This window comes from Mesobacillus selenatarsenatis SF-1 (genome assembly GCF_000813125.1).
In the GTDB taxonomy this organism is placed as follows: domain Bacteria; phylum Bacillota; class Bacilli; order Bacillales; family Cytobacillaceae; genus Mesobacillus; species Mesobacillus selenatarsenatis.
The window spans coordinates 1-2,981 of record NZ_BASE01000052.1; the positions used below are offsets into that span (position 1 = coordinate 1).

General features: G+C 44.2%; 2 protein-coding genes. One reads left to right on the forward strand and one right to left on the reverse strand.

The features are described from left to right. Positions 1-125: 125 nt before the first annotated feature. On the reverse strand, positions 126-1,934 hold the full coding sequence (locus TY49_RS11340) for a solute:sodium symporter family transporter (RefSeq protein ID WP_041966027.1): 1,809 nt from the start codon (positions 1,932-1,934) through the stop codon (positions 126-128). Positions 1,935-2,297: 363 nt separating this feature from the next. Between TY49_RS11340 and TY49_RS11345 the strand changes: the two genes are divergently transcribed. Next, positions 2,298-2,672, forward strand: coding sequence for a DnaJ family domain-containing protein (locus TY49_RS11345; RefSeq protein ID WP_041966028.1), 375 nt, complete (start codon positions 2,298-2,300; stop codon positions 2,670-2,672). Positions 2,673-2,981 lie beyond the last annotated feature (309 nt).

Below are 2,981 nucleotides of genomic sequence, written 5' to 3' on the forward strand. Positions count from 1 at the left end.
GGGGTTTAATGGACATTTCAGGCCAAGAGCAGGAGCGAAATGTCTAATAGAATTCTTACCGGTTAAAAGAATGAAACAAAAAGACCTATTAGATGATAAGAACTCTAATAGGTCTTTGTTAATTATTAATATTTGTACACGGTAGGCTGGAACTCTGTTGTTGGGCATACCTTTCTTTCTGTTATTGCATTCTCACTCTTCAGATACTGGGCATATGTTTTATTCCACTTTTTAACGACCAAAAATGACAACGCGACTGTAACTGCGAGTATTCCCAGCGTTACTGGCCAAAATGCTGGAGATACATAACCGCGAGCGTAGGCCAACCCGATTGGAGAGAATACAACATATAGGATGGCAACAAGCGCTAGCAGGATCACCGATACTGGCAATGTGTATTTCCATGGCACCATGTCGATAGCTGCTTCGGAGCGGAAGGTATATGGCGTCGTTCTTGGCTTCCAGAATCCGATCGCGAGCATGATCGCGACTTCAACCACGAACAGGATTGCATAAATGTGGATGAAATGAATCGGGACAACAAAATCGAACAGATGCTGTGTACCCCAGACGAGCATATAGTAGGTGATGACATGGAAGATGATCACGACTTTCGCTGCAAGCGACGGGACTCGCTTTGTAAAAATCCCTACCAGCAAAATCACAATAATTGGGATGTTGAAGAAGCCTGTGAATCTTCTGATTAAATCCCATAATCCTTCCGGTGCGTTCATCAATAGTGGTGCGATACATAATGAGACGACCGCAAGAAGTGTACCAGCGATTTTGCTTACGGAAATCAATTTCCTGTCATCTGCTTCACGGTTGAAGCGTGCTTTATAAATGTCGAGTGCGAACATCGTTGCGGCGCTATTCAATAATGAATTGAATGAACTTAAGACGGCACCTAGCAGGACGGCCAGGAAGAAACCTGACATCCAGTTCGGCAATACGTCCGAAATCAATGCTGGGTAGGCGAGGTCGACTGACTTCAAGCCATCTCCATACATATGAAAGGCGATGACACCAGGAATCATCATCGTCAGCGGCACAAGCAGCTTGTAAAAACCAGAGATCAGTACGCCCTTCTGGCCCTCGGCAAGACTTTTTGCTCCAAGGGTTCGCTGGATGACATATTGGTTCGATGCCCAGTAGAAGAGATTAGCGAAAATCATTCCGGTGAAAATCGTTCCAAATGGTACAGAATCCTTCTCTGTTCCGATTGAATTCATTTTTTCAGTATTGGTTGTGGCGATTTGCTTCATCCCATCTCCGATATTACCGTCACCGAGCGCAATCAATCCAAGGATCGGGACGAGCAATCCGATGATGATCAAGCCGACTCCATTCAAAGTATCAGAAATCGCAACTGCTTTAAGGCCGCCGAAAATCGCGTAAATCGCACCTATGATACCGATGATCCAAATGACGATCCAGACGGAAGCTTCATAGGAAATCCCGAACAGCTCAGGAACGTTGAAAAGCTGCAATACGGCAAGGGCACCTGAATATAACATTGATGGTGCGGTAACGAGTATGTATCCTAGCATAAATAGCATGACGGTATATTGTCTGACACCTTCATCAAATCGCTTGCTTAAAAACTCAGGAAGCGTGGTAAAGTTCCCGCCTAGATACTTGGGAAGCAGGTAGGTAGCCATAATAATAATCGCGAAAGCTGCGGTGACCTCCCATGCCATGTTGGATAGATTGGTTCTGTAGGCTTGTCCATTCAGGCCGACCAGCTGTTCAGCAGAAAGATTTGTAAGCAGGAGGGAACCGGCAATAAAAGTGCCCGTCAGGCCTCGACCAGCTAGAAAATAGCCTGCAGAATCACTGACTTCGCCTTTCGTTTTTATATAAGAATACCAGGCGACCAGCCCCATGAAAAAAGCGGCTGAAATCAGAGTGAATCCAATACCCCCAATAATCATTCGTTGACACCCCTTGTTGTGAAATTATTTTACATACTAAATAGCCTGCTTGCTAACTCTTTAAACCTTTAGCGTAATAAAATCTCCCTTTACCAAGTCTGTTTCGTAAAGATTATTGTTAAAATCCTAAAGCCGATTTTAACGTAATATATAACCATTTTGCAGATGGTCTTAAGTTTGCATGCTCTTTTCTCATAAGAAGCGAGCTTTACGAAGGGGTGTGATAATTCAATCCAATTTCGTATTCTGATAGCAACAAAGTTTGAGAAAAGAGCTTTACCAAATATAAAAATTAGAAAATACTGGATGAAAGTAATATAATAATAGTAGAAATACTGAAATTAATGGACTGGAGTGGTTCAGATGGATTTTTCAATGGTGGTGTCGGAGGATCGAATCAAGCGTGCTTACAAGGACGGAGAGTTTGAAAATTTGCCTGGCTACGGGAAACCATTGAATCTGGAAGATATGTCAGCGGTGCCAGCGGAATTGAGAATGGCCTACAAGATGCTGAAAAATGCCGGCTTCTCTCCAGAAGAACAGAGGCTAAGGCAGGAAGTGATGTCAATCGAGGACCTGATTCGCACTTGTGAAAATCCAGAAGAAAAAGACAGGCTGAACCAGGAACTAAGTCAGAAGCTTCTTAGGTACAATAAGATCATGTCGAGTCGGGGAGCTAAAACAAATTCATCCCTGTTTAAAAATTACGAACGAAAAATTGAAAAGAAGCTCTTATAAAGTAAAGGGCCAGGCGGAGAAATCCAGCCTGGCCCTTTACTTTATAAGGTAAGTATAAAAATCTTCGCTTCGAGAATTGTCCAGCTCCAGCGCCTAGCCCCTCGAGTCGCTTGTCTAGCTGCGGCTCCTAACTCCTCGAGACGTTTCGGTCATGCCAATGAAGTCAAAGAGCGACTTCACTGGCAGGCCCTCCAACGCTTGTCGGAGTTGGGCAGTCGCCTCCGCTTTTCGAATTGTCTAGTGTCGCCTCCTAGAAACTCTGAAACTTCAACTCCGCCGGCAGAAGCAAAAAGCGCTTCTTTGTCGGAA

Excerpts from the sequence above, each read along its gene's own strand:
- TY49_RS11340 (WP_041966027.1), bottom strand. The coding sequence starts at position 1,934 with ATGATTATTGGGGGTATTGGATTCACTCTGATTTCAGCCGCTTTTTTC.
- TY49_RS11345 (WP_041966028.1), top strand. The coding sequence starts at position 2,298 with ATGGATTTTTCAATGGTGGTGTCGGAGGATCGAATCAAGCGTGCTTAC.